This window comes from Lentzea rhizosphaerae (assembly GCF_042649515.1).
In the GTDB taxonomy this organism is placed as follows: Bacteria; Actinomycetota; Actinomycetes; order Mycobacteriales; family Pseudonocardiaceae; genus Lentzea; species Lentzea aerocolonigenes.
In genome coordinates this window covers 180,518-200,366 of sequence record NZ_JBHRZI010000003.1, presented here as the reverse complement: position 1 = coordinate 200,366, position 19,849 = coordinate 180,518, and the positions used below count along the sequence as shown (strand labels likewise).

At 69.5% G+C, this 19,849-nt stretch carries 18 protein-coding genes; 8 read left to right on the top strand and 10 right to left on the bottom strand.

Translation table 11 applies throughout. The features are described from left to right. Positions 1-145: 145 nt before the first annotated feature. The 9 genes from ACFOWZ_RS01400 to ACFOWZ_RS01360 all read right to left on the bottom strand — a co-directional run bounded on the left by ACFOWZ_RS01400 (position 146) and on the right by ACFOWZ_RS01360 (position 9,328). Positions 146-1,522: a CHAP domain-containing protein gene (locus tag ACFOWZ_RS01400; protein WP_382367364.1), complete on the bottom strand. Its 1,377-nt coding sequence runs from the start codon at positions 1,520-1,522 to the stop codon at positions 146-148. Between the two features lie 32 nt (positions 1,523-1,554). Further along, positions 1,555-3,003 (bottom strand): glycoside hydrolase family 19 protein, encoded by a 1,449-nt coding sequence (locus ACFOWZ_RS01395; protein ID WP_382367362.1) that lies wholly within the window; start codon positions 3,001-3,003, stop codon positions 1,555-1,557. A 64-nt stretch (positions 3,004-3,067) separates the two neighbouring features. Continuing rightward, positions 3,068-3,943 (bottom strand): hypothetical protein, encoded by an 876-nt coding sequence (locus ACFOWZ_RS01390; protein WP_382367360.1) that lies wholly within the window; start codon positions 3,941-3,943, stop codon positions 3,068-3,070. A gap of 118 nt (positions 3,944-4,061) precedes the next feature. Further along, positions 4,062-6,098, bottom strand: coding sequence for a tetratricopeptide repeat protein (locus ACFOWZ_RS01385; RefSeq protein ID WP_382367358.1), 2,037 nt, complete (start codon positions 6,096-6,098; stop codon positions 4,062-4,064). A gap of 38 nt (positions 6,099-6,136) precedes the next feature. Next, the gene (locus tag ACFOWZ_RS01380) at positions 6,137-6,490 is read right to left on the bottom strand and encodes a hypothetical protein (RefSeq protein ID WP_382367356.1); all 354 of its coding nucleotides are present in this window, start codon (positions 6,488-6,490) and stop codon (positions 6,137-6,139) included. 41 nt (positions 6,491-6,531) lie between these two features. Next, positions 6,532-7,269, bottom strand: coding sequence for a zinc ribbon domain-containing protein (locus tag ACFOWZ_RS01375; protein ID WP_382367354.1), 738 nt, complete (start codon positions 7,267-7,269; stop codon positions 6,532-6,534). Next, the gene (locus tag ACFOWZ_RS01370) at positions 7,266-8,093 is read right to left on the bottom strand and encodes a Nif3-like dinuclear metal center hexameric protein (RefSeq protein WP_382367352.1); all 828 of its coding nucleotides are present in this window, start codon (positions 8,091-8,093) and stop codon (positions 7,266-7,268) included. The genes ACFOWZ_RS01375 and ACFOWZ_RS01370 overlap by 4 nt, the downstream gene beginning before the upstream one ends. Then, complete coding sequence (gene cobC / locus ACFOWZ_RS01365) at positions 8,090-9,085, bottom strand: Rv2231c family pyridoxal phosphate-dependent protein CobC (protein WP_382367350.1); 996 nt, start codon at positions 9,083-9,085, stop codon at positions 8,090-8,092. The genes ACFOWZ_RS01370 and cobC overlap by 4 nt, the downstream gene beginning before the upstream one ends. A 36-nt stretch (positions 9,086-9,121) precedes the next feature. Beyond that, complete coding sequence (locus ACFOWZ_RS01360) at positions 9,122-9,328, bottom strand: hypothetical protein (protein ID WP_030472678.1); 207 nt, start codon at positions 9,326-9,328, stop codon at positions 9,122-9,124. 109 nt (positions 9,329-9,437) lie between these two features. On the opposite strand from ACFOWZ_RS01360, the gene ACFOWZ_RS01355 reads away from it, so the two are divergent. The 5 genes from ACFOWZ_RS01355 to ACFOWZ_RS01335 are packed head-to-tail and all read left to right on the top strand — an operon-like array spanning position 9,438 to position 12,219. Next, positions 9,438-9,845, top strand: a complete 408-nt coding sequence (locus ACFOWZ_RS01355; RefSeq protein ID WP_382367479.1) for a low molecular weight protein-tyrosine-phosphatase — start codon at positions 9,438-9,440, stop codon at positions 9,843-9,845. After that, a complete protein-coding gene (locus ACFOWZ_RS01350; protein WP_382367348.1) occupies positions 9,842-10,555 on the top strand; it encodes a fructosamine kinase family protein in 714 nt (237 codons plus the stop codon). The genes ACFOWZ_RS01355 and ACFOWZ_RS01350 overlap by 4 nt, the downstream gene beginning before the upstream one ends. Positions 10,556-10,560: 5 nt before the next feature. Continuing rightward, a complete protein-coding gene (locus ACFOWZ_RS01345; RefSeq protein ID WP_382367346.1) occupies positions 10,561-11,103 on the top strand; it encodes a DUF1349 domain-containing protein in 543 nt (180 codons plus the stop codon). Positions 11,104-11,160: 57 nt separating this feature from the next. Then, positions 11,161-11,358 carry a hypothetical protein gene (locus tag ACFOWZ_RS01340; protein WP_382367344.1) on the top strand — a complete coding sequence of 66 codons (198 nt, stop codon included), beginning with the start codon at positions 11,161-11,163 and terminating at the stop codon, positions 11,356-11,358. A 42-nt stretch (positions 11,359-11,400) separates the two neighbouring features. After that, complete coding sequence (locus ACFOWZ_RS01335) at positions 11,401-12,219, top strand: SURF1 family cytochrome oxidase biogenesis protein (protein WP_382367342.1); 819 nt, start codon at positions 11,401-11,403, stop codon at positions 12,217-12,219. Here ACFOWZ_RS01335 and ACFOWZ_RS01330 read toward each other — a convergent pair. Continuing rightward, positions 12,127-13,059, bottom strand: coding sequence for a cobalamin biosynthesis protein (locus ACFOWZ_RS01330; RefSeq protein WP_059362930.1), 933 nt, complete (start codon positions 13,057-13,059; stop codon positions 12,127-12,129). The two genes, ACFOWZ_RS01335 and ACFOWZ_RS01330, sit on opposite strands and share 93 nt — an antisense overlap. 72 nt (positions 13,060-13,131) lie before the next feature. Between ACFOWZ_RS01330 and ACFOWZ_RS01325 the strand changes: the two genes are divergently transcribed. Genes ACFOWZ_RS01325 through ACFOWZ_RS01315 form a run of 3 tightly spaced genes read left to right on the top strand, consistent with a single transcriptional unit; the run spans position 13,132 to position 19,816 of the window. After that, positions 13,132-14,604 (top strand): DUF2397 domain-containing protein, encoded by a 1,473-nt coding sequence (locus ACFOWZ_RS01325; RefSeq protein ID WP_382367340.1) that lies wholly within the window; start codon positions 13,132-13,134, stop codon positions 14,602-14,604. Continuing rightward, a complete protein-coding gene (locus tag ACFOWZ_RS01320) occupies positions 14,601-15,791 on the top strand; it encodes a TIGR02678 family protein (RefSeq protein ID WP_382367338.1) in 1,191 nt (396 codons plus the stop codon). Before ACFOWZ_RS01325 ends, ACFOWZ_RS01320 begins: the two co-directional genes overlap by 4 nt. Then, the gene (locus tag ACFOWZ_RS01315) at positions 15,788-19,816 is read left to right on the top strand and encodes a TIGR02680 family protein (RefSeq protein WP_382367336.1); all 4,029 of its coding nucleotides are present in this window, start codon (positions 15,788-15,790) and stop codon (positions 19,814-19,816) included. Before ACFOWZ_RS01320 ends, ACFOWZ_RS01315 begins: the two co-directional genes overlap by 4 nt. Positions 19,817-19,849 lie beyond the last annotated feature (33 nt).

The following is a 19,849-nucleotide window of genomic DNA, read 5'->3' as shown; positions in this document are numbered from 1 at the left end:
CCATCCCCATTTCGCCGGAAGCGGTCCTGCCACTCGAACGTAGCGCCGCTCGCCGTGCACGCAATAGGGCATTCGGCCCACGCGAAGAGGGGCCGTCGCGGTGACGGCCCCTCTTCGCGTTCGGTTGGAATCAGTTCGGTTGGAATCAGTAGTTGGTCAGCTGGAAGTCCGCGACGCCGCTGGTCTGGTTGACCCAGGAGCCGTACGGGCCGCCTTCCTTCACGGTCAGCGCGCCGTTGTCGGTCAGGACGCCGATGCGTCCGGCCTTGGCGTCGACCTCGATGGCCTTCGCGGAGCCCAGCTGGTTGATCCAGCCCGCGTAGAGGGTGCCCTGCTTCACCGTGGCCAGGCCGTCGTTGAACACGACACCGATGTAGTCGCCGGAGAGGTCGAAGTCCTTGACGTTGCTGGTCTGCTCGACCCACGAGCCGTAGAGGCCGCCGTCCTTGACGGTGAGCGAACCGTTGGTGCGCAGCGCTCCGATCCGGTCAGCCGCGATCTCCAGGTCGGCGACGTCACCGAGCTGCGTCGTCCAGGACTCGTAGAGGTTGCCCTTCTTCACGTACGCGGTGCCGTCGTTGCTGACCACACCCAGGTAGTCGCCCGAAAGTTCGACCTCCTTGGCGTTGCCCATCTGCTCGACCCAGGAGCCCTGCGGACCGCCCTCCTTCACCGCCACCGTGCCGTCGGTGCGCACGATGCCCACGCGGCCCTTCGACGACTCCAGCGAGAAGTCCTTCACGCCGCCGGTCTGGTTGTACCAGGTCTCGTAGAGGTTGCCCTGCTTGACGAACAGGTCACCGGACGTGGTCAGGACACCGATCATGTCACCGTCCACTTCGGACTTCACCACACCGCCGCTGTACTCGTTGAGCCAGCCGTCGTAGAGGTTGCCCTCCTTGACGTGCACCGAGGAGTCGTTGAAGCGGACGCCGATGCGGGAGACGGTCGGACGAGTGGTTCCGGCCCCGACCGGGCTGATGAACGCGGAGATGGTCTGGCCGGCGACCGACTGGCCGACGCGGCCGCCGCCGGTGGCGAACTGGACCGAGGACGTGGTCGGGGTGCTGCCGAAGTTGCCGTTGATGGTGCGGATCGTGCCGTTGGAGTTCACCGCGTCGACGAGAGCGACGTGGTCGGCCCGGCCGGCACCGTAGTAGTTGAAGACCACGGCGTCACCGATCTGCGGGACGTAGTTCGAGTCGGTGTGCAGCGTGCCGTTCTGCTGGCCGTAGAGGTAGAAGCTGCCCGCCGCCGCGCTGAGCCGGTCGGCGTTCAGGCCGCGGCTGCCCCAGACCCATCTCGCGAAGTCGGCGCACCAGGCGTGCTTGTAGTAGCAGCTGTCCATGAATCCCTGACCGCCCAGGCTGTTCGTGCTGCAGACCCCCTTGCCGAGGTTCGCGGCGGCGAGGTCGCGGACGTCGGTGCGGGTGTCGGCGCTGGCGGGGATGATGCCGAGCAGGGCGAGGACGGAGGCGGCGAGGACGGCGGTGACGGTGCGCTTGGCGGTGGTCGTGGACATGGTGATCTCCTGGAGGCTCAGGGGGAAGGGGGTCAGCGGGTGCACTTGATGGAGCTCTCGGCGACGGGGAGCGAGCCGCCGTTGAAGTAGGCGAGGGCCTTCTTGTAGGAGGCGCAACGGTTCAGCGACTCGGTCGGGTCGAGGTCGTACGAGTAACCGATCGCACGGCCGACGCCGCCCATGTCGTAGGCGTCCGCGGAGGCGTTGATGTTGCGGGCGACGGTCCAGTACCAGCGGGCGATCTTGGCGCTCCACTCGACCTTCGCGGCGTCCTCAGGGTGGCTCAGGAAGTCGTGGCCGAGGTAGTTGCCCGCCGCGCGGTAGTTGAAGTCACCGGTCAGCTGGATGAAGCCGCGTCCTTTGTAGACGGCGCCGTTGCCGGCCTCACCGGCGTTGTAGCGGAAACCGCTCTCGTGCTTGAGGGTCGCGAGGAACGCCGCCTTGCGCGTCGGCGAGGTGATGCCCGCCGCCTGCATCTCCGCGTTCAGGTCCGGCAGGCCGGCCGCCACGGTGTCGGTGGCGTAGGCGGAACCGTAGATGTTGACGATGTCCTGCTGCGAGACGTGCTGCCCGCCCTGGTTCGAGGTGGCCGCGGCCAGCCGGAAGCTCTGCGCGCCGCCGTACTGGTTGACCCACGAGCCGTAGAGGCCGCCCTCCTTGACGGTCACGACGCCACCGGTGGTCAGGACGCCGATCCGGTCACCGGCGATCTGGAGGTCGGCCACGTCCGAGGTCTGGTTGACCCACGTCGCGTAGAGGTTGCCCTCCTTCACCGTGGCCAGGCCGTCGTTCGTGACGACACCGATCATCGAGCCGGACAGTTCGAGCTTCTTGACGTTGCCGATCTGCTCGACCCAGTTCGACCAGAGGTTGGACTCCTTCACCGCGACGGTGCCGTTGGTGCGCAGGACGCCCACGCGGTCCGCGGAGAGCTCCAGGTCGGCGACGCCGTCCATCTGGTTCACCCACGACGAGTGGAGGGTGCCCTCCTTCACCGTGGCGAGGCCGCTGTCGAACACGACGCCGATGCGGTTGCCGGACAGCTCCAGGTCCTTCACGCCGCTGGTCTGCTCGACCCACGTGGCGTTGAGGTCGCCTTCCTTCACCGCGACGGTGGAGTCGTCGCGCAGCACGCCGATGCGGCTGCCGGTCAGGCGGAAGTCCTTGACGTTCTGGGCCTGCTCGGTCCAGCTCTCCCAGAGGTTGCCCTGCTTGACGAAGAGCTTGTGGTCGGTCGTGAGGACACCGATGCGGTCACCGGCGATGTCGAACTTCTCGACCCCACCTCCCATCTCCTGGACCCAACTGGCGTAGAGGTTTCCCTCCTTGACCTGGAGAGCGCCGTTGCTGAGCACTCCGATGCGGTGGTTGCCGGACGGAAGCTCACCCGCGGAGGCGCTGGTCTGCATCGCGGTGAGCGCGATTCCGGTGACGAGTGTCGCTGCAGTGAGTCGGGCGAGAACGTTCTTGATCGTGGACATCATCGGCTCCTTGCCGGAATTGCTCGGGAGAGTTTCGAGGAAGCTTTTGAACGGGATTTCTGATTCACGCGGAGGGTGCGGCGAGGCCGATCTGCTGAACACCGGAGGCCTGGTTGACGAATGACTGCGAACCGGCCTTCACGGCCGCGGTGCCGTCGGTGAACAGCACGGCGACGCGGTCACCGGCGAGCTCCAGGTGCTTGACGTTCGACGCCTGCTGCGACCAGGCACCGAACAGGCCCTCCTTGACCAGGGCCTCCCCGCCGTCCGACACGACGCCGATGCGGTCACCGGACAGCTCCAGGTCCCCGACGCCGCTCGCCTGCTCCACGAACGCGCCGGTCAGGCCGTCCTTGACCGCGGCGGTGCCATCGGTGCGCAGGACAGCGACGCGGGTGCCGGTCAGCTCGAGGTCCTTGACGCCCGACGCCTGCTGGGTCCACGCCGAGTAGAGGTCACCCTGCTTGACGTGCGCCTTCCCGTCCGTCGTGACGATGCCGACGCGGTTGTTGGTCACCTCGAAGTCCGTGACGCTCGCCGCCTGCTCGACGAACGCGCCGAACACGCCTTCCTTGACGGCCAGCGTGCCGTCGGTGCGCAGGACCGCGATGCGGTTGCTCGACAGGCGGAAGTCCTTGACGTTCCGGGCCTGCTCGGTCCAGGTGGCGCCGAGCGACCCCTCCTTCACGTGCAGCGTGCCGTCGGTGTTCAGGGCGCCGACGAGGTTGCCCGCGACCTCGAACTTCTGCACGTCGCCCTGCAGCGTGGTCCAGGAGGAGAAGAGGCTGCCTTCCTTGGCCGACAGCGTGCCGTCCTGGAGGATCGCGATCCGGTCGGCGCCGGCCGGAAGCTCACCCGCGGAGGCGGCCATCTGGCTGCCGGTCAACGCGATTCCGGTGATGAGCGAGGCTGCGATGATGCGACCGAGAACGTTCTTCATTTCCCCCACCAGTTTCTCTCATCGGTTTGTTCCTTGCGATGAGAGAAGCTTGGCGGGGGTGACTGAAAGAAAGCTCAAGCGGCTTCTAAAAGCCGCTCACCTGGGATTTGAGCGGGTTCTAAAACTTTTCCAAAACCTTGCTCAGACGGTCACGCACAACTCCGGTCAACTTGTGGTCAGGCCCCAGCACCCGCTCGCAGGTTGCGAGGGTCGACTCCAGCAGCGGAATCGCTCGCTCCGCATCGCCGACCGACGCTTGAGCAGTCGCGAGGTTCACGGCCGACGTCAGCGTGTCCGGGTGTTCCGATCCCAGCACCCGACTCCGGGCGTGCAAGACCGCCTCGTGCAGGAGAGCAGCGCGATCCGGCTCACCGACCTCTGAGTACACACAGGCCAGGTTGCTTCGCGCCAAGAACGTCCTCGGGTGGTCGACCCCCAGAACCCGCTCGTAGTCAGCAAAATTGGTCTCGAGCAGCTGAATCGCCTGGACCAGATCACCAGCCGCCAGGTAGGCACATGCCAGGTTGTTCATCGATCGCAGCGTCTGCGGATGATCAGGACCCAGCACCCTCGCCTGATCAGCACGCACGGACTCCATCAGCGGAATCGCTTTGGCCCAGTCACCGATGTCCTCGTAACCACCTGCGAGGTTGCTGCGCGCGGTCAGCGTGTTCGGGTGGTCAGCACCCAGCACTCTCCTGGAGTCAGCGACGACCGACTCGAACAGGGGGATCGCCTGGTCCAGATCACCCATCGACTTGTAGTCCAATGCCAGGTTGTTCCGCAGAATCAGCGTGTGCGGATCTTCGGTGCCGCAGAGACGTTCATAACCGCTCAGGGAACGGACCTTGTAGCTGACGGATGTCAGAACATCCCACTGGCTAGCGACGTAGACGGCCAGCTCGTTCAGAACCCAGCAAGCCGTCCGGGGATCACCGTCCGCGTTCGTGTGGTTGAAGATCGCTCGGGCGTGGGGCAGAACCAGCCGGTAGACAGGCCAGGCCGCAGGGTCTTCGGGCCCATGGCCATCCAGGACGTCCGCGAGGCAAGTCCAGACGGCATCGCGGGACGCTGCGACGTCCTCCGGCAACCGATGAGGATCATCAGGGTCTGGCGTCCGGGAGACCGCCTGGATCAGTCGATGCACCGAGATCGTGTCAGCGCCGAGCGTGATCATGCTGTGCGCGGCCAGCCTGCCCAGCGCCTCCGTCAGGTCCGGCTCCTCGAACTGCGACGACAGGAAGGAACGCGGAATGCCGTCCGGCGCGTACCAAGCAAGGTGCCGCAACAATCGTCCGGCCATCGGGGTGTCCACGAGGCGGTCCAACGTCACGCGCCAGACCCGTGCCATCGTGCGCTGGGCATCGCCACCCTCGGCGGTCGCGGTGAACATCCGGGCTGGATAGCGCTTGAGCAGCTGCATGTAGTCGGCTGGCGTGATGTGGGCCTGGCCGATGTACGCGGCAGCCTGCTCGACGGCCAGCGGCAGCCAGCCCAGCTCCTCGCACAACTCCGGAGCACCGGTCAAGTCCGCAGAAGGCCAGTCCAGCCGCACGATCTTGGAGAGCAGTTCCTCGGCTTGCTGTGGCGACAGCACGTCCAACGACACGGTCGTCACGCCGCGCCAGCCCGTGCCCTGCCTGCTGGTGATCAGGACCGCGCCGGAGCGGACGCGTTCGAGCAGGCCCGCCACGTCGCCCGGCGTGGTCAGGTTGTCGAGCACCAGCAGCCAGCCGTCGTGGGTGGCGAGCCACTGCACGGCGAGCTCCGTGCGTTGCTCCAGCGGGAGGTCCGCGGCCTGAGGGGCGAAGGTGGTCACCATGTCGGCCAGGCCCGTGTCGATCGCGGTCGGCGAGTCGGCGGTGATCCACCAGACGACGCTGTAGCGGCGAGCGTGCAGGCGGACGAACTCGGAGGAGAGCGTGCTCTTGCCGACGCCGCCCAGGCCGTGCACCGCCACGACGGCGGCGCGGCCCGAGTGCGCCAGGGCGTCGTCCAGGCGCTGCAGTTCGGTGGACCTGCCGACGAACTGGTCGGTGCTGGCGGGGAACCTGCTCAACGCGGGCGACACCTGAACGGACGACACGTCCGGGACCGCTGCTCCGCCCAAGACCAGGTCGCCCTGCACGACGCCTACCGCGGTTGCACCGGTCACGCTGCCGGCGAACGAGGCCCTCGGCGTGGCCGGCGTGGCTAGGGCTGGGGCCGCGCCGGCGAGGGAGGGTCCGGTGGGTGTTCGACGTGAACGCCGGTGGTCGGGCCTGAGCCGGAGCCGCCGGTGACGTTGCCGGTGAAGACGATTCCGCCGTGGGTGGCTGCCGGGGTGCTGGAGCCGCCTTGGCGCAGCGCCACGATCAACGCCACGAGGGCGACGAGCAGGCTGGCGATGCCGGCGATCCAGCTCGACGCTTCCAGGGCCGGCCGGGCCGGGTGGTTCTGGTCGGACAGGAACACCGGGACGCCGAACTGCAGCAACGCCCACACGGCGCCGCCGCAGACAACGGCACCGCCGGCCACCCACCACGCCCGACTCTTACCGGCTGTCACGACGGGATGATCGCAGAGTTCCGTCCGCCGTTACGAAGACTCTAAAGACCCGACTCCGTGGTGCGGACCAGGATCGCGCCGCACTCCTCGCACCGCACGACCTCGTCGGCCGCCGCCTCCTTGAGCTTCGACACGGCGCTGCGGTCCAGCTCGATCCGGCACGCGCCGCAGCGGCGGGACTGGATGAGGGCCGCGCCGATGCCGCGCTGCTCGCGCTGACGGTCGTAGAGCTTCAGCAGGTCGTCCGGGAAGCCCTTGGCCATCAACGCGCGGTCCGCGGTGCGCTTGGTCTCGGTCGACTCCAGGTCGGCGAGGGCCGCGTCACGGCGGCCGGTCGCGCCTTCCAGGGTCTCGCGGGCCTTGTCCAGCTCGACGCGGGCGAAGGAGGCGTCGGCCTCGACGGCCTCGCGGCGTTCCATGAGCTCCAGGAGGTCGTCCTCCAGGACGCCCTGGCGGCGCTGGATGGTCGCCAGCTCGTGCTCCAGGTCGGTGAGCTGCTTGGCGCCGACCGAACCGGACTGCATCAGCTTGCGGTCGCGCTCCCCGCGGGCGCGGACCTGGTCGATCTCGGTCTCCTGGCGCTTCACGTCGCGGTCGAGGTCACCGAGCGTCGTCTCGACGGCCACCAGCGCGTCCTGCTTCGTGCGCACCTGCTGCTCGGCGTCCGCGATCTCCGCGATCTCCGGCAGCGTGCGGCGACGGTGCGTGACACGTGCCAGTTCGGCGTCGACCGCGGCGAGGTCGAGCAGCCTGCGCTGCACTGCGGGATCGGCTTTCACGCATGTCCTCCTGCTGCTGAACTCGCCGCGCCGACGGTCCACGGATCGGTCCGGCGGGTGGAGACGAGTACGTCGACCCTACCGCCGAACGCGTCGCGCAGGATCTCCGCCGCCTGCTCGCACCACGGCCACTCGCTGGCCCAGTGCGCCACGTCGACCAACGCGGGGCCGCCGGACTCGACGTGCTCGCTCGCCGGGTGGTGCCGCAGGTCGGCCGTCACGTACGCGTCGACCCCGGCGCTCTTCACCAGGCCGAGGAAGCTGTCGCCCGCGCCGCCGCACACCGCGACCCGCCTGACCAGGCGTTCGGGGTCGCCCGCCGCCCGCACGCCCTGCACGGTCGCGGGCAACGCGTCGGCCACGCGCTGGGCGAAGACCTTCAGCGGTTCGGCCTCCGCCAGCTCGCCGATGCGGCCGGCGCCGGTGTCGCCTGACGGTTCCGCCGGTTCGAGCGGTCCGGTGACGTTCAGGCCGATGGCCTTCGCGAGGGCGTCCGACACACCGGGCAGCGCGCTGTCCGCGTTGGTGTGCGCGCAGTACAGGGCGGCACCGTTGCGGATCAGCTTGTGCACCAACGCGCCCTTGGGGTCGTCGGCGGGAACCCCGTTGACACCGCGCAGAAGCAGCGGGTGGTGCGCGAGCACGAGCTGCGCGCCCACCTCGACCGCCTCGTCCACAGTGGACGACGTCGGGTCGACGCACACCAGGACCTTCGTGACCTCTTCCTGCGGATCACCGCAGACCAGGCCCACCGCGTCCCACTGCTCGGCGGTCTTCGGCGGATACGCGGCCTCCAGCACCGCGATCACGTCGGCGAGCTTCACGCGAGTTCCTCCATCACTACCCGCAGCGCGTCCACGAACACCGCGAACTCCTCCGGCGGCCGGATCGCGACGCGCAGGTACGTGTCGTCGAGTCCGGGGAACGTGTCGCAGCGCCGCACCGCGATCCCCTTGTCCCGCAACGCTTCCCGTGCACCCCTCGGCGCCCTGACCAGCAGGAACGGCCCGTTCGGTGCAATAACGACGAGGTCTTGGAGCTGCTCCAACGCGTACGCCGCGTGGGTGGCGCCCTCCAGCGCGAACCGCTTCGAGGCCTCCAGCGCCTCCGGCTCGCAGCAGGCGGTGATCGCTTCCAGCGTCAGGCTGCCGACGGGCCAGTGCGGACGGCCGTGCGCGAGCTTTCCGAGGGTCTCGGGGTCGCCGAGGAAGTAGCCGGCGCGCAGCCCCGCGAGGCCCCAGGTCTTGGTGAGGCTGCGCAGCACCAGCACGTGCGGGTCGTGCGCGAGCGACTCCGGTTCGCCCGGCACCGCGTCCATGAACGCCTCGTCGACGACCAGGCGGCCGGGCAGGGTCTTGAGCTTCGTGGCCTCGTGCAGAACCGACGTGGGGTTGGTCGGGTTGCCGATGACGGTGAGGTCGGCGTCCGACCGCACGTCACCCAGCCGGAAGTCGCCGCTGAGCAGCACGTGTTCCACCGGAATTCCGGCGTCGCGGAATGCCACCTCGGGCTCGGTGAAGCCGGGGTGGACGATCGCGGCACAGCGCGGCGAGAGCTTCGGCAGCAGCGCGAAGCCCTCGGCGGCACCGTTGAGCAGCAGAACCTCGTCAGGCGAGCGCCCGTGGCGGCGTGCGACGGCCTCACGCGCGCGCTCTTCGGCCTGCTTCGAGGGGTAACGCCCGAGTCCGTCGAGCGCCGCGGCCAGCCGGTCGCGCAGCCAACCGGGCGGGTGCGGCACCCGCACGTTGACGGCGAAGTCGGCGAGGCCTGGTGCGGCGTCGACGTCACCGTGGTGGCGCAGGTCTGGGCTGGTCATCGCCGAGATACTAGGCGACCAGCTCAGAGCACCGCGTCACTGCATGTAGCGGCGGAGCTCGGTGAGGTGGCTGATCAGCTCGTCCAGCTGGAACGCGTCGAGCTGCGCCGACTCACCGGGCGGGGTGCGGAAGCAGACGCGACCCTTCTCGTTGAGGTACACCTCGAACGCACGACGGCGCCCGAGGGCGTCGGTGCACCCGATGATCTCCCGTTGCGGGGGCACGTCGGTACCTGTCTGCATGGGCGGCCTCCATGTCGTTTGTCCGTACATCTTGCGACAGCGGTTGAGCGTTACCGTGTGGCGCGTGAAGGTCGCCTTTGTCTGCACCGGCAACATCTGCCGGTCCCCCATGGCCGCGCTCGTGTTCCGCGAATGGCTGTCGCGGGAAGGATTGTCGTCTTTCGTCACCGTGTCCAGCGCGGGGACCGGTGGGTGGCACGTCGGCGACCCGGCCGACCCCCGCGCGCTGAAGACGTTGGCGGACAACGGATACCCCACGGACCACGTCGCCGCCCAGGTCTCCGAGCTGCACTTGGACGCCGATCTGCTGGTGGCCCTCGACACCGGCCACGCCCGCTCGTTGCGCCGGATGGCCGATCCCGACCGCGTCCGGCTGCTCCGTTCGTTCGACCCGGACGCCGACGGCGTGGACGTGCCGGATCCGTACTACGGCGACGACACGGGGTTCACGGACGTGCTGGTCATGATCGAGGCGGCGATGCCGGGGCTGATCGCGTGGGTGCGCGAGCAGCTGTGAGGACGAAGCAGCAGTCACCGCAGGCCACGGCTGCCGAGGCGGCCGGCCTGCGGTGGTTGCGCGTCGAAGGAGACCCGCCCGTTCCGTTCGTGCACTCGGCGGACGACGGTCTGCTGGTCATTGACGAAATCCCGCACGGCACGCCAGATCTTCAGGCAGCCGTGACCTTCGGACGCCGTCTCGCCGCTCTGCACCTCGCCGGCGCTCCCGCGTTCGGCGCTCCCCCGCCCGGCGGCCCCCGTGAAGCGACCATCGGCACGGCCCCGATGGTCAACGACCCCGCGCCGTCGTGGCCCGAGTGGTTCGCATCACAGCGAATCGAGCCGTACGCCCGGCGAGCGGGCATCGACGTGAGCGAGGTGTGCGCACGCATCACGTCGCTGACCGGCCCGCCGGAACCACCCGCGCGGTTGCACGGCGACCTGTGGAGCGGCAACGTCCTGTGGGGCGCCGACGGCCAGGTGTGGCTGGTCGACCCGGCCGCGCACGGCGGCCACCGCGAGACCGACCTCGCGATGCTCCAGCTCTTCGGCTGCCCGTTCCTGGACCACGTCCTCGGCGCCTACCAGGAGGTGGCACCGCTCGCCGACGGCTGGCAGGCACGCGTGCCGCTGCACCAGCTGTTCCCGCTGCTCGTGCACGCGGTCCTGTTCGGCGGCGGATACCGCGCGCAGGCCGTGGCCGCCGCCCGAGCCGCTTTGCGAGGATGATCGTCATGGACCTCACCGGCTGGACCTGGCTGAACGAGCCGCAGAAGTGGTCGACCGACCCCCTGACCGTGCACGCCGACCCGTCGTCGGACTTCTGGCGCCTCACCGGCAACGGCGTGATCCGCGACAACGGCCACCTGTTCGGGGTGTCGCTGACCGGCGACTTCACCATCACGGCGACCTTCAGCGGCGAGTACGCGGCGCAGTACGACCACGCCGGCGTCGGGCTGCTGGCCGACGGCGAGAACTGGATCAAGGCCGGGGTCGAGGTGTTCGACGGGAAGCAGCAGGCCAGCACAGTCGTGACGCGCGGGTTCTCGGACTGGAACCTGGCGCTGGTCTCGCCGTTCGAGCGGTTCACGGTGTCGGCGGAGCGCAAGGGTGACGCGGTGTGGGTGCGGTACGGGGTGGACGGCGAGCCGCCGGTCCACGTGCTGCGGAAGGCCTACTTCCCGCCCGGGGTGGAGACCAAGGTCGGGGTGATGGCGGCGAGCCCCGAGGGTGAGGGGTTCGTTACCCGGTTCCACGAGGTCCAGCTCAGCCGATAACGCATTGTGCCCGCAGCGGATCGGACCGATGCTGACCGTGTGCGCGCAGATCCTCAGTTGACGGTTCAGCAGGCCGCTGACCTGCTGAACGTGTCCCGCGCGTACGTGATCGACTTGCTGGAGGCCGGCACGATCAGGCGCGGCGAAGACTCCGAAGTCGAAGCCACATCGCTGATCGAGTACAAGCGTCTGGACGACCGGCTTCGACGTGCTGCGGCGGATGAGCTGTCCGCATCGACCCGCGGCTGGTCGTGACCCAGTTCCACGAGGTCCAGCTCACGCAACTACCGTGAAGACGTGCGGTTCAAGTTCCTCCTCAAGCCGGGTTGGCTCGCCCTGACCCTGGCCGTCTGGGTGTTCGCGGGTGCCTGCATCTACTTCCTGTCGCCGTGGCAGTTCGGCCGCAACGACGAGCGTCAGGCGCAGAACTCCGCCATCACCAAGTCGCTGAAGAGCGACCCCGTGCCGTTCGGCGCCCAGCACGACGAGTGGCAGAAGGTCGAGCTCAAGGGCCGTTACGTCCCCGAACTGGAAGCCCTCGCCAGACTCCGCACGGTCCAGGGCGAGGCCGCGTTCGAGGTCATCACGCCGTTCAGGACGACCACCGGCCACACCGTCCTCGTCGACCGCGGGTACGTCAGGCCCGTCAACGGCATCAAGCCGCCGAACTTCGACGCACCGCCGACCGGCGAGGTCACGCTCATCGGGCTCGCCAGGCCCAACGAGTCGAACGAGCAGCCCGCGTTCGAGCAGGACGGCCGGAAACAGATCTACTCGATCAGCAACAAGGCCGTCGGCAACGACATCGAGCCCGGCTACTACCAGCTGATCGAGAACCAGCCGGGTGCGCTCGACGTGCTGCCGCTGCCCCGGATCGAGTCCGGGCCGTTCTTCTCCTACGCGCTGCAGTGGATCGCGTTCGGGGTCATGGCGGTCGGCGGCTGGCTGTACTTCACCATTCGCGAGGCGCGGCCGGGTGGCGTGCTCCACGAAGGAACCAAGCGCAAGAAGTCGATCGCCGAGCTACTTGCGGAAGAGAGCGATGAAGGCGCTGACGACGCCGGCGCCGAAGCCGACGACTCGGGACAGCTCCACGGCTCGCGTCACGTGACCTGAGTCCGGGTTGCGGCCGTGGCCCATCACCGGGCGCTCTTCGACGCCGTGCGAGTAGACGGTCCGGCCGCCCAGCCTGATCTCCAACGCCCCGGCGAACGCCGCTTCGACCTGGCCCGCGTTGGGTGACGGGTGGGCTGAGGCGTCGCGGCGCCACGTTTCCAGCGCCTGCGTTGCCGATCCGCCCACCACGGGGGCGCCGCCGACGGTCAGCAGCGCGGCCAAGCGGGAGGGCAGCAGGTTCAGCAGGTCGTCCAGGCGTGCGGAGGCCCAGCCGAAACGCTGGTAGCGCGGGGACTTGTGGCCGACCATCGCGTCCAGCGTGTTGGCCGCGCGGTAGCCCAGCAGGCCCGGAACGCCGGCGACAGCGCCCCAGAACAACGGCGCCACGACGGCGTCGGATGTGTTCTCCGCCACGGATTCCACGGTCGCGCGGGCCAAACCCAACGTGTCCAGACGTGACGGGTCACGGCCGCACAGGGAAGGCAAGCGGTCCCGCGCGGCGTCGAGGTCGCCCTCCGCCAGTTCACGGCCCATCGACGTGCCCTCCACGGCCAGCGAACGGCCGCCGAGCACCGCCCACGTCGCCACGCCCGTGGCCAGCGCCTGGGTCAGCCAGTGGCGGCGGGCCACGCGTTCCACGGCCACGCCGAGGGCCACGGTGCCGCCGACCAGGACGGCCGAGTACGCGACGCCGGCGGCCTGGGAGTCCGCGTACACGCGCTTCTCCAGGGCCGCGGCGGAGCTTCCGAATGCCGCTACCGGGTGAAATCGGCGTGGATCACCGAACACCGCGTCCGCGGCCACGCCCAGCAACAACCCCAACGCGCGCCCCGCGCCCACGGCATCCTCCCCAGCTCGCTGTAGGCACGGTAGCGCCGCATCACAACACCGCGCGCATTAGGGTGGCCGGTCGTGGAGCACAAGCGGCTGAAGCTGTACGCCTATCTGGACGCGCGCGATCACCAGCGCACGTACCTGGCGATCATGCGGCTGTTCACCTCCACGCTGCTCGCGGATCTCAGTGCGGGCGAGGTCGCGGGCGCGCTGGCGGGTCAGGAAAGAGAAGGCCGCGTAGAAGCAGGCGAGAGCCGCATCGAGAACGTCATCAACCGCCTCAAGCAGCTGGTCGAGTGGGGCAACCTCGTCCAGGGGCGCAGGGAGGTCGTGGCGGCCAGCATCGCCGAGTTCCAGCACGGCAGCGTCCGGTACCAGGTGTCGAAGCTCGCGGTCCGCGTCCAACGCGACGTCGACGAGCTGCTCCGGGTCCCCGAAGGCGCCCGCGAGGTGTCCAGGGAGCTCCTCCCCGCCATCGAACGCGGCCTCAACGAGCTCGGCGGATCCCTCTCAGTTGCCCTGCTCAACGAGGGCGACAAGACCAAGGAACTCCTCGCCGAACGCGTCACGACCCTGTTCCTGCAGCACGCCGAGCTCGCCGCGACCGTGCGCGACTTCTACGCCTACCTCGGCCAGGTCGTGACGCGGAACCACCTGGCGCCGGACGAGATCGCGGGCTTCCGGAACCTGCTGGTCGAGTACATCCAGCGGGTCGTCGAGGACGTCCTGAAGTACACGCCCCCGATCGCCGAAGCCCTGGCCCGCCTCACCAGGGCCCGCTCCGAACTGCTCAGGCTGCTCAGCACCGACCTCGGCGCCAGCGTCGAACGCGCCCGCGGCCGGACCCCCGAGGACTGGCAGGAGCTCACGGACTGGTTCGTCGACCGCCCCGGCCGTCCGAGCCAGGTCACTGCGCTCCGAGAAGCGACGGCCCGCGCGATCGGCAGCCTTCTGGCCAGCGTCAAAAGAGCGACCTCCGGCGGCGGCCTGCTGCCCGGCCGCCGCGCCGAGCTGCTGAAGCTCGCGAGCTGGTTCGACAACTCGACGCGCGAACAGGCCCACGAGATCTACGCGGCCGCGTTCGGCCTCTACAGCGCCCGCCACCTCTCCCCCGCGCCGGAGCACGACTCGGACAACGAGCGCACCCCGTGGCGCGACGGACCGGTCTGCGACGTCACAGTCTCGGTACGCACGAGAGGCGACAGAGGAGCGCGCGGCCGGCCGTCGCGGATCCTCGACGACCCGATGACCGAGCAGTCGCTGCTCGCGGAGGCCAGGGAGGCCGACGAGATCCGCGCGCGGCACGTCGCGGAACTGACGAAGGCCGCCGGAAACCTGGAGAACACCACGCTGACGCACGGCGCGTTGGAGGTCTTCTGCGAGCTGCTGACGCTCGCGATGGCCCAGCGCGACTCGCCGCAGGACAGCGGATCGGCCAGCGATCCCGTGCGCGGCCTCAAACTCGAGATCGCCCACGGCACCACGACACAGATCAAGTCCGCCGCCGGGACGCTCACCCTGCACGACGCGACGGTGGCACTGAAGCAATGAACCACTTGGACAACCTCTCCGACATCGACGCCGCCAACGTGGTGCGGTGCGCGCGAACGTTGCTGCGCAGGCCTTTGCTGCGCAGCGACGGCCCCGACGGCGAACTGCTCAGCCTCGTCTACCGGCACCGGGCGACCCTCCAGGACCTGTTCGCCGGCCTGCTCGGCTACCGGCTCGTCGTCGAACGACGGTTCGCGCGCCTCTACAAGTCCGGCCCCGGCCACGACGACACCCGCGGCGTGCTCAGCATGTCCCCGCGCGGTTACGCGTACCTGGCGCTCACCCTCGCGGTCCTCACGGGCATCGGCCGCCAGACGCTGCTGAGCCGACTCGTCGCCGACATCCGTTCCGCCGCAGTGGAAGCAGGCATCGACGCACCGGACGACGTCACCGAACGACGTGCGCTCACGGCAGCGCTGCGCCACCTCGTTTCCCTTGGCGTGCTGCAGGAAACCGAGGGTTCGGTCGCGCAGGACATGATCCCGCAGGAAGCGTTGATCACGATCGACACCGACCTGCTGGGCCAGCTCGTCACCGGTCCGGTCGGTGAAGCCCAGGACCCCGCTCACCTCGTCGAACTGGCCGCCCGCCCCGGCCCGCGCGGCGTCGAGCACGCCGTGCGGCGCAAGCTCGTCGAGACGCCGCTGGTGCTCTACGCGGACCTGCCGGACGACCAGGCGGAGTGGCTGCGCCGCAACCAGCGCAAGGAAACCGCGTTGCTGGAGCAGGCGTTCGGCCTCTACACCGAGTGCCGCGTCGAGGGCGTGCTCGCCGCCGACCCCGAGGACTTCCTGACCGACCTGTCGTTCCCCGGCGTCTCGACGGTCGCCCGCATCGCACTTCTCGCGCTCCCCGACCTGGTCGAGGGCGACGAGGAAGACCCGCCCGCACGGCACGTCGTGACCACCGAACGCATCGGCGAGGTCTGCGCCGCACTGGTCGAGGACTACCCCGCCGCGTGGTCGAAGCAGTTCACCGACGACCTCGACCGGCTGGTCGCCGAGGTGACGGAGTTGTTGCGCCGCATGGGCTTGGCCGTCCAGACGGACGAAGGCTGGTCCATCAGCGCGGCCGCGCACCGCTGGTTGCCGTCCCCCGACGGCGATCCCGAACGAGAACAACCGGAACCCGTTGTCGTGCCCGAAGTGCCGAGCTGGTCCCTGTTCGACGAGGAGAACGTGTCATGAGCAGGTGGCGGCTGCACCGCGGCGGCGTGGTCAACATCTGGCAGTACACCGAGCAGACGTTCGACTTCTCCGGTGGCCGCGCGATCTTCCAGGGCACCAACGGTTCCGGCAAGTCCCGCACGCTGGAGCTGCTGCTGCCGCTGTGCCTGGACGGCGACCTGCGCCAGCTCGGCTCCAAGGGCTTCGACACGGTCAGCATCCGGCGTCTCATGCTGGACGACTACGACGGCGGCCCGAACCGCATCGGCTACGCGTGGGTCGAGCTGATCCGCGAGGCCGCCGACCACTCGGGCAACGAGTACCTGACGTGCGGTCTCGGTGTGAAGGCGTCCAAGACCTCGCAGGCCATCACGGACTCGTGGCGCTTCGTCACGCCGATGCGCGTCGGCACGGAGCTCCAGCTCGCCGGCCCGGAACGCGTCCCGCACGGCCCCGCGCAGCTGCGTGACCTCATCGGCGCGGACTGCATGTTCGAGGAACCCGCGTTCCGCGCGAAGATCGCCGAGAGCGTCTACGGCGTGCCCGCGGCCCGGTACGGCGACCTGCTGCACCTCCAGCGGACGCTGCGCAACCCGGACGTCGGCCTGAAGGTGCTGGAGGGGCAGCTCGAACAGATCCTGAGCGACGCACTGCCGCCGCTGGACCAGACGATGGTCGAGCAGCTCGCGACGTCGTTCGACGACCTGGAGTCGATCCGCGAGAACATCGTGCGACTGTCCTCTGCGGACAGTGCGCTGAGCACGTTCCTCAAGACCTACAGCGACTACGCGTTCGGCGGGTTGCGGTCAGCTTCGGAACGGCTGGAGACCGCCGAGAAGTCGGTGGCGAAGCTGCAACGCGAGCAGTCGAAGCTCACCCAGGAGCTGGACCTCACGCGGATGGAGCGCGCGGCGTCCGAGCAGGCACTCGTCGACATGGAGACCGGCGAGCAGCAGGCAGAGGAGACCATCGCGGCGCTGAAGGAACTGCCCGCGTTCCGCGACCTCCAGGACCTCAAGACGCGCGAGAACCTGGTGGCGGAGAAGCGTTCCTCCGCCGTCGCCGCTCTCGAAACGGCTCACCGCCAGCGCGCCCAGGAGGACGCGGCCGTCGACAATGTGCTGCGGCTGCTGCGAAGGCTCGCGGAAGACCTGAGCGCCGCCGACGCGTTGAGCGACCCGTTGCGCGAGCACCTGCGCCTGGCCGGCATGGACGCCGACCTCGCGCCGGACGTGCCGCAGGTCCCGCCCGCCGAGGCGACCGTGACCACGGACTCGGTGCGGGCCAAGCCCGATCCCGAGGCCGGGCCGCTGCCGATCGAACGCCGCGTGCCGCCCGCCGCCGCGACGGAGGACGTGCTGGCCGCGCTCACGTCCGTCGTCGACCAGACCTCGGGCATCGCTTCCCTCGCGCGCCAACGGGGTGCGCTCGCGCTGTCGCTGCACGAGCAGGCGATCGGGCTGGACTCGCAGCAGCGCGAGGTGGAGTCGTTGCGGCAGAAAGCCCGCGACGCCCAGCACGGCGCGACCGAGGCGACCGCGCTGCGCAACCAGGAGATGCAGGAGCTGGCCGAGGTCGTGCAGACCTGGCTGGAGCAGGTCGAGGTCTGGACGTCGAGCGGTCCGCTGCTCGACGAACGTCCCGCCGAGACCCTGGTCCTGCCGCAGACCGCCGATCCCGCGGCCGCGAAGACGTTGAGCACCACCGCTCGCGAGTGGGCAGGGCCTCTCGTGCAGGCGGCCCGCGACGCTGCCCACGCGTTCACGCAACAGCGCACCGAACTGCGCGCTCGCCTGGACACGCTCGACGAGGAACTGGTCGGCCTGCGCTCGGGCAACGAGCGCGTTCCCGTGCCCGGTCAGTACACGTCGGCATCCCGCGACACCACCAAGGGCGCCCCGTTCTACCGGCTGGTGGACTTCGCACCTTCGCTGACCGATCCGGAACGCGCGGGGCTGGAGGCGGCGTTGCAGGCGAGCGGCCTGCTCGACGCGTGGGTGACGGCGCACGGCGGCGAGCTCGACGACGTGCTGGCCGTTCCGCGGGAAGCCGTTGAAGGCCCAACGCTTGCCGAGTTCCTGGTGCCGGCGGTGGAAGGGTCGCCGGTGCCGGAGTCGCTCGTCGCCGACCTGTTGCGCGCGGTGTCGCTGGACGACATGACCACCACGGGCGACTGGCGCACGGGCGTGCTGACCGGCCGCTGGGTCAAGCCCGAGGCCGAGTTCATCGGTGCGGGCGCGCGAGAGGCCGCCCGCGGTCGTCGAATCGCGGCTCTGGAAGAGGAACTGGCCGAGCTGCGCGCGCAGCTCGGCACCGCGGAGGACGAGCTGGCCCGCGCCCACGAGCACGTCGCCACGTGGGAGGCGCACCTCGCGGCGTTCCCCGGTGACGGCGAGCTGATCGCGAAGCACAGCCGCGTCCAGGCCGCCGAGGAGTCCGCGGCACGGGCGCAGCAGCGCACGTTCGAGCTGCGGGACGCCCTGGAGAACGCGAACGCACGGCTGGAAGCGGCGCGAAGCGAGCTGACCCGCCAAGCAGGCGACGCCGGACTGCCCTCGGACACCGAGGCACTCCGGCAGGCCCAGGCGGCCGCGAGCGAGGCGCAGCGGACCGCGGACCTGCTCGGCGACGCCGTGAAGAGGCGTTGCCAGGGCACGATCTCCGACCTCACCGACGCCTCGCACCGCTACCACGAGGCCGTCGCCGACCGGCAGACCGCCGAGGCCGACGCCGACACCCGGTGCGTCGACTACGCGGCCCAGGCCGGGACGCTCGCCGAGCTGACCGACGCGGTCGGAGGTGAGGCCAAGGAGATCAGCGAGCAGCTCACGCAGCTGGAGAAGTCGCGCAAGAAGATGCGCGAGGACCTCAAGGGTGTGCGCGAGAGCATCACGACCGCGCGGGAGCAGGCGGCGAAGCTGGAAGCGTTGCTGGAGACCAACTCCACGCAGATCGCCGACGCCTCCGAGGCGTTGGAACGCGCTTCCGCGAACTTCCAGGCCACGGTGCGCGCACCTGGCCTGCTGGCAGCGGCGTTCCCCGAGGCTCCCGAGGAAGCTCTGGCGCGCCAAGCCATCGCGGAGACTCCTGATCGGCGCGGCGGCACCGAGGCCACCGTCATCGCCAAGCTGCAGGCCCTCCAGACCGCGCTCGCCGGCAGCCACGACATCGCCGCCGAGCAGCACGCAGGCCTGCTCACCGTGACGGTGACCGGCGAGGAGGGCGCGAAACCCGTCGCCGTCGCCGCCCGTCAGGTCACGACGAAGCTGGCCGAGCAGCGCGGGTTCCTCGACGAGCAGTACCAGGGCATCTTCGCCGACTACCTGATCCGAGACCTCGCCGAGTGGCTGCGCGGCCAGATCACCGTCGCCGAGGACCTCACCAAGCGCATGAACGAGGTGCTCTCGCAGGCCCGGTCCAGCCAGGGCGTGCACGTGAAGCTCGCCTGGAAGTCGTCCAGCGCGCTCGACGACCAGACGAGGCAAGCGCTTGCGCTCGTGCGGCTGCCGTTCGGCGAACGCACGCCCGAGCAGGACGCGACGCTGCGCCGCGTCTTCACCGAGCGGATCGAGAACGAGCGCGACACGCACTCCGGCGGTTACGCGGAGATCCTGTCGCGGGCGCTGGACTACCGGACGTGGCACCAGTTCACGGTGACCGTCGCCGACACCGGCCCCGACGGCAACCCGCGCGAACGGCGACTGCGCCAGCTGTCGTCCGGTGAGACCCGGCTGATCTCGTACGTGACGCTGTTCGCGGCGGCGGCGAGTTTCTACGACGCGGTGAGCGACGAGTTCGACCCGTTGCGCCTGGTACTGCTGGACGAGGCCTTCGAACGGCTCGACGACCCGACCATCGCGCGCATGCTGGGCCTGCTGGTCGACCTCGACATGGACTGGGTGATCACCTGGCCGAGCGGCTGGGGCGTGTCCGACAAGATCCCGCGCATGCACATCTTCGACGTGCTGCGGCCCAAGAACGGCCGCGGCGTCGCCTGCACCCAAACCACCTGGGACGGCGCCGCCCTGGACCGAATCGACCCCTAGACGCCCGCGATGAACGGCGCTTTTGTGCACCTG

Bases quoted from the DNA above. Each gene is read 5' to 3' on its own strand.
- ACFOWZ_RS01400 (WP_382367364.1), bottom strand. From the start codon at position 1,522: ATGTCCACGACCACCGCCAAGCGCACCGTCACCGCCGTCCTCGCCGCC.
- ACFOWZ_RS01395 (WP_382367362.1), bottom strand. From the start codon at position 3,003: ATGTCCACGATCAAGAACGTTCTCGCCCGACTCACTGCAGCGACACTC.
- ACFOWZ_RS01390 (WP_382367360.1), bottom strand. From the start codon at position 3,943: ATGAAGAACGTTCTCGGTCGCATCATCGCAGCCTCGCTCATCACCGGA.
- cobC (WP_382367350.1), bottom strand. From the start codon at position 9,085: ATGACCAGCCCAGACCTGCGCCACCACGGTGACGTCGACGCCGCACCA.
- ACFOWZ_RS01360 (WP_030472678.1), bottom strand. From the start codon at position 9,328: ATGCAGACAGGTACCGACGTGCCCCCGCAACGGGAGATCATCGGGTGC.
- ACFOWZ_RS01355 (WP_382367479.1), top strand. From the start codon at position 9,438: ATGGCCGCGCTCGTGTTCCGCGAATGGCTGTCGCGGGAAGGATTGTCG.
- ACFOWZ_RS01345 (WP_382367346.1), top strand. From the start codon at position 10,561: ATGGACCTCACCGGCTGGACCTGGCTGAACGAGCCGCAGAAGTGGTCG.
- ACFOWZ_RS01320 (WP_382367338.1), top strand. From the start codon at position 14,601: ATGAACCACTTGGACAACCTCTCCGACATCGACGCCGCCAACGTGGTG.
- ACFOWZ_RS01315 (WP_382367336.1), top strand. From the start codon at position 15,788: ATGAGCAGGTGGCGGCTGCACCGCGGCGGCGTGGTCAACATCTGGCAG.